The sequence below is a fragment of the Bacillus sp. GMs2/2 genome (genome assembly GCF_050172095.1).
Lineage (GTDB): Bacteria > Bacillota > Bacilli > Bacillales > Bacillaceae_G > Bacillus_A > Bacillus_A cereus.
In genome coordinates, this window is the sequence record NZ_JBNLYE010000242.1 from 1 (window position 1) to 6,252 (window position 6,252).

Genomic DNA, 6,252 nt, shown 5'->3' on the forward strand with positions numbered 1-6,252 from the left:
AAATGTACTCGTAATAAATTTTCCTGGGGAAGGTCATATTAATCCAACTTTAGCTGTTGTAAGTGAGTTAATTCAGCGAGGGGAAACAGTTGTTTCTTATTGTATTGAAGATTATAGAAAGAAGGTTGAAGCAACAGGTGCGGAATTCCGAGTGTTTGAGAATTTTCTCTCTCAAATTAATATTATGGAACGAGTAAATGAAGGTGGGAGCCCTTTGACGATGCTATCTCATATGATTGAAGCATCAGAGCGTATTGTTACTCAAATTGTAGAAGAAACAAAAGAGGAAAAATATGATTATTTAATATATGATAATCATTTTCCAGTAGGACGTATTATAGCGAATATTTTACAATTACCAAGCGTTTCATCCTGTACAACGTTTGCTGTTAATCAGTACATTAATTTTCATGATGAGCAAGAATCGAGACAAGTAGATGAAATGGATCCATTATATCAATCTTGTTTAGCGGGAATGGAAAGATGGAATAAGCAGTATGGAATGAAATGTAATAGTATGTATGATATTATGAACCATCCTGGTGATATTACGATTGTATATACTTCAAAAGAATATCAGCCACGTTCAGAGGTATTTGATCAATCGTATAAATTTGTAGGTCCATCAATTGCTACTCGAAAAGAAGTGGGGAGTTTTCCTACCGAAGATTTAAAAAATGAAAAAGTGATTTTCATTTCTATGGGAACAGTTTTTAATGAACAACCTGCTTTGTATGAAAAATGTTTTGAAGCGTTTAAAGATGTTGATGCGACAGTCGTATTAGTCGTTGGTAAGAAGATAAATATAAGTCAATTTGAAAATATCCCGAAAAACTTTAAGTTGTATAATTATGTCCCGCAATTAGAAGTTTTACAGCATGCTGATGTATTCGTGACACATGGTGGTATGAATAGTTCGAGTGAAGCGTTATATTACGGTGTTCCATTAGTTGTAATTCCGGTAACAGGAGATCAGCCATTCGTTGCAAAACGATTGACTGAAGTAGGGGCAGGAATAAGACTTAATCGCAACGAGTTAACTTCTGAATTGTTACGTGAGACTGTAAAGAAAGTAATGGATGATGTGACGTTTAAGGAGAATAGTCGTAAAGTGGGAGAGTCGCTTAGAAATGCCGGTGGATATCAAAGGGCAGTTGAGGAAATATTCAAATTAAAAATGAAGCCGTACGTAAAGATTAAATAGATGTTAAAAACACACTTACTTTTAATTTGTAAGTGTGTTTTTAGTATTACGCGTTCCATGTGTTACATAAAAATAGCGATAAAGGAGAAACTTTTGTGTATATAAATCGATACCTTTGAATTAGTAGTAAAATTACGTTAAAATAATACTAAGAAAATATATAAGTTTTGGGGGTAATGAATGAAGAAAGTATTTGAATACGTATTATTAACAATTGGCTCAATTATAGTAGCAGGTTCATTAGAGCTTATTTTAGCACCTAATGGATTAGTAGATGGCGGGGTAACGGCTATTGCTATTATGGCAAATAAAGTCGCAGGATTGCCGCTTTATGGTGTGTTCTTAGGAATTAATATCCCAATTTTATTATTTACTGCAAAAGTAATGGGAAAGAAATTTTTTATCCGTACATCTTATGCGAATGTAGTTACAACACTCGGATTAATTTATTTAAAACCATTTCCAGCAATTACGACTTCTGAGTTATTAATTGTACTTTATGGTGGAGTACTGTTTGGAATTGGTGTTGGGATTGTTGTTAAAATGGGTGGAGCAATTGACGGTTCGGAAATGTTAGCAGTTTGGATGAATAAACACTTTAATGTACCGATTAGTACATTTTTACTTGCAGTAAATGCAGTTATTTTCATCTTTGTTGCCATTTTATTTTCAATCGAACAAGCGATGTTCTCATTAGCAATTTTCTATATTGTTACGAAGATGATTGATTTTATATTAGATGGTATTAATCAAGGTAAGAGCGTTATGATTATTTCTGGTAAGAATAAAGAAATAGGCGATTTACTTATGAAAGAATTGCAACTATCTGTTACGTATCTACATGGAGAAGGTGGTTTTTTAGGGGAGCATAAGAGAATCATTTATTGCATTACAAACCGATTCATTTATCCGAAAATGAAAGATCTCGTTCTCTCTGTAGATCCAGCCGCTATAATCGAAGCTTCCTATTCAACAGAAACGACTGGTGTGAAACGTCCGGGAAGGAAAGCTAGGTCAGGTGAATAACTAGAAGAAGGCTGTCCAAAAAGTTATTTTGGCACAGCCTTCTTTTTTATTTTGTTGAATTGTTAACATGTTACAAATTAAATCCACTGTTAAAAAGTTTCCTTGCAACTAGGAAACCAAGCGTCTTTTAATAATGTAGCCAACGTTTCAATTTTATTTTCTGGAATACTACCAAAGCCGAGTAATACGTATGATTCCTTACGTAAATCATTCACGAAATCATATGGAGAAAGTGGGTATAATTTAACGCTTTGTTTTTTAGTGGATTCAATCAGTTCATTTTCATTCATACTGTTATGGACACATAAAACAATATGAAGTCCGGACTGTTCGCCAAGAATTTGAACATTAGCCCCCATTTCTTTCATAATGGATTTTACTAACGCATGATGTTTTCTTTTATATAGTGTACGACTCCGATTAAGGTGACGTTCCCAATTCCCGCTTTGTATAAAGTTAGCAAAAGCAAGTTGTTGTATTGTAGCGACTGTTTGTTTGAAAATTCCATGCAGTTCTTGATACGTTTTTAAAAGGTGTGGTGGTAAAACAACATATCCCATTCGTAAAGAAGGTAAAAAAGATTTTGAGAAAGTTCCCATATAAATAACGCGTTCATTTGAATCAAGACTTTGTAAAGAAGGAATCGGCTTACCAGCGTAGCGAAACTCTCCGTCATAGTCATCTTCAATAATGTATCCGCTGCAATCATTAGCCCACTTTAACAATTCTAATCTTCTAGATAAAGGCATAATAATCCCGAGTGGAAATTGGTGTGATGGTGTAACGTATGCGACATTGGAATTTGTATTGTATAAACTAGAAATATCAATCCCTTTTTCATCCAATGGTATGGGATGAATTTGTCTATCACAGCTTTTAATGATTGCGTGTATACGGTGAAATCCAGGGTTTTCAATGCCGTATTCTTTTGTAGGGCCAAGCAGTTGAAGTAGTAGCCAGAGAAGTGGCTGCGTTCCGGCGCCAATCACAATTTGATCAGGTGAAGAATGGACACCGCGAGAATGATATAAATATGTTGATATATGCTCTCGAAGAGCGAATTCACCTTGAGGGTCTTCTTTGGCAAATAGTGCATTTTCGTATGTAAGTATGGATTCTTGTAATGCTCGTTTCCAATTTGTAATCGGAAATGCATTTTGATCAATAAGTCCTTGGCTACAATCATATTCAAATTTTTCGTCTATCAAATTGCTCGTCTTCTTTGCTGCATTTCGCTTTTTATTTGGGATAACGTCAATATCGAAATTTGCTACAAAAATACCACGTTTCGGTTTACTTTCTACATAACCTTCAGCTAATAATTGTTGATAAGCTGATTCAACAGTAATGCGGCTAATATTAAGTTGTGATGCTAAATTTCTGTGTGAGGGTAGACGTGTGCCGACAGAAATAGTCCCTTGTATAATTTCAGCTTTTATATATTCGTAAATTTGCAAGTAAATAGGTGTGTTACTTTGTAATTGCAATGGGATAGTAAAATCCATATAAAAATCTCCTTTAAAACTGGCCTTATAAAAAACACTTAAACTGTCACTTAAGTGAAGGGCAGTTACTTTCTATAATAATGATATAACATTTAGAAAATTAAATAAATAGTTGGAGGAGAGTTAAAAATGAATGTTAAAGAAGTAGTAACAGAAGAGCAATTACATGAAGTATTACCTGTTTTACAGCAATTACGAATGAAACTTTCAAAAGAGGAAACAAGCTCTTTATTTCGAAATATGAAAGAAGAAAATTATAAACTATTTTCGCTGCGTAATGAGAATGATGAAGTTGTTAGCCTTGCAGGTGTAGCGATTTGTACGAACTTTTATAATAAGAAACACGTTTTCGTATATGACCTTGTAACAGCAGAAGCACATCGTTCAAAAGGACATGGGAAAGTATTACTTTCGTATATAGAGAACTGGGGAAAGGAAAACGGATGTGAGTCTATCGTCCTCACGTCAGCATTTTCAAGAATTGATGCTCATCGTTTTTATGAAAGAGAAGGGTATGATAAGGTGAGTTATTCTTTTTATAAAGAATTATAAAAAATAAGAAGAAGTTGTCCCGCAAAAGTTGGGAACAGCTTCTTCTTATTTTTTAAGTTATTATTGAACCGTAAATAGGTTGTAAGTTATGGTATATGTATTTGAAAAGGTTATATAGTGTATTTTGTCGAATTGTTTTAATTTAATAAAGAGGATGATTGGAGCGCTTATACTTGAAAAAAATAAAGAAACTATCAATCCCTAATGATGCTAGAGTTATCGTCATATCGGATATTCATGGAGAATTAAATCTTTTAAAAGAAGCACTACATAAAGTTAACTTTAAAGATGAAGATTATTTAATTATTAATGGAGATCTTTGCGAGAAAGGACGAGATAGCGTAGGCGTAGTAAACTACGTTATGAATCTTGTAAAGAACAATTCAAAGGTTCACGTTGTTGAAGGGAATTGTGAAGTTTTAGTTGATGCTCTTCTAAATGAAAATCCTGGTCTTATTAATTATTTATGTACGAGGAAGCATTCAATTTTTAATGAATGGCTAGAGCAATTGGTTTTTTCAGTTCATGAGGGCACTTCAATTCGTGAAGTGAAAGAAGCATTGTTAAGTGAATTTTCACAAGAACTATATTGGCTAACAGAGTTGCCAACAGCGATTGAAACAGAAGATTATATTTTTGTGCATGCCGGTCTAGAAGATAGAGTAGATTGGAAAGAAACTGAGCGCAAAAATGCGATAGCAATGCCGGAGTTTTTCAATCAATCACATAAAGCAAATAAGTATGTAATAGTCGGTCATTGGCCTGTCGTGAACTATTCTGAAGAAGCACCGTCTAATAATCCAGTTATTGATAAGGAGAAAAAAATTATTGCAATTGATGGAGGAAATGCAATTAAAGAAGCAGGGCAATTAAACGTATTTATTATTCAGAGGAAACAAACGGGCGATACGTTTTCTTATACATATGTAGACTATTTTCCAGAGTACGAAGTAATAGCAGATTTTAATGCGAATTCAGAAATGCAGGGCGGAGTGACATATCCGTATTATTACATAGAGCCTATCGAGAAGATGCAAGATTACACCGTATGTAAACAAAAGGAAACGAATAATGTGCTCACTGTAAAAAATGAATATATGAAACAACTTAAGTCAGGTGAATATACAGTGAAAACCGATATTTCTTGTGCGCAAATAAGCGTTAGGAAGGGAGATATCGTTTCTCTCATTGATGATAGCTGTTCAGGATATGATTTAATTAAAAAAGATGGCGTAGAGGGTTGGATAGAGAAAGGGATTTTAGTTGAGATAGAAAAAGTGAAAAATAAAACATTAAGTTGAAATAGGAGGGATATAACCTCCTATTTTTTTAAAGGAGTAGATTGCTTGCTGTCTTTAATAAGTAAATAAATTGTACTCGGCAGAATGATAAGCGTCATTCCTAAAAGAATTGCTAGTATAGCATAACCTCTATAGGGAGCAGAAACGATAAAAGGAAGTATCGCTAAAAAAATACCTGCTATCATCATTGAAATACTACTAATATTTGAAGCTCTTTTTTCAAGGTACTTATCATTCCATTCTAATGAAACGGTTGATTTAGTCGTATCAATTTTGGAACTGAAATAACTTATTAATATAAATAAAAGCCCTAATGCTAAAAATATGAAATGATCAAGAGGAAGTGAAAAGCCAAGAGCGATGAGGGCGATGACAATATCGACAAAAAATAAGAATAGTAACATTGTGTTGCCGATCCAATGGAGAAATTTCTGGTTACTCGCTGCTTTAGATAAAGCTAAAAATACAAAGAATAAGAAGGAACATATAATTATATTTACGATTACAAAAGTGCTTTTATCCATTGTTGATGTAGGCGTTCCATTAAAGTCCCATTTCGTAACAATATTTGATGGTAAGAAGAAATATAGAATAATATTTGTCGTAACAATAGTGAGAAATAAAGCAATACTAAATCGATTCTTCACTGAATCACCAGCTTTCT

At 33.6% G+C, this 6,252-nt stretch carries 6 protein-coding genes; 4 read left to right on the forward strand and 2 right to left on the reverse strand.

Going from position 1 to position 6,252, the window contains the following annotated elements:
- Window positions 1-1,204: macrolide family glycosyltransferase (locus tag ACQGS6_RS21215; protein ID WP_426965543.1), on the forward strand; the 1,204-nt coding region annotated here is incomplete at its 5' end.
- 180 nt (window positions 1,205-1,384) lie between these two features.
- Complete coding sequence (locus tag ACQGS6_RS21220) at window positions 1,385-2,230, forward strand: YitT family protein (protein ID WP_000755125.1); 846 nt, start codon at window positions 1,385-1,387, stop codon at window positions 2,228-2,230.
- 89 nt (window positions 2,231-2,319) lie between these two features.
- Here the strand turns inward: ACQGS6_RS21220 and ACQGS6_RS21225 are convergent, their stop codons facing one another.
- The gene (locus tag ACQGS6_RS21225; protein WP_426965544.1) at window positions 2,320-3,735 is read right to left on the reverse strand and encodes a PLP-dependent aminotransferase family protein; all 1,416 of its coding nucleotides are present in this window, start codon (window positions 3,733-3,735) and stop codon (window positions 2,320-2,322) included.
- Between the two features lie 129 nt (window positions 3,736-3,864).
- On the opposite strand from ACQGS6_RS21225, the gene ACQGS6_RS21230 reads away from it, so the two are divergent.
- The gene (locus ACQGS6_RS21230) at window positions 3,865-4,287 is read left to right on the forward strand and encodes a GNAT family N-acetyltransferase (protein WP_001101112.1); all 423 of its coding nucleotides are present in this window, start codon (window positions 3,865-3,867) and stop codon (window positions 4,285-4,287) included.
- A gap of 173 nt (window positions 4,288-4,460) precedes the next feature.
- Complete coding sequence (locus ACQGS6_RS21235) at window positions 4,461-5,588, forward strand: metallophosphoesterase (RefSeq protein WP_000721388.1); 1,128 nt, start codon at window positions 4,461-4,463, stop codon at window positions 5,586-5,588.
- A gap of 20 nt (window positions 5,589-5,608) precedes the next feature.
- On the opposite strand, the gene ACQGS6_RS21240 is transcribed toward ACQGS6_RS21235, so the two are convergent.
- A complete protein-coding gene (locus tag ACQGS6_RS21240) occupies window positions 5,609-6,235 on the reverse strand; it encodes a DUF1648 domain-containing protein (protein ID WP_069604490.1) in 627 nt (208 codons plus the stop codon).
- Window positions 6,236-6,252: the final 17 nt, after the last annotated feature.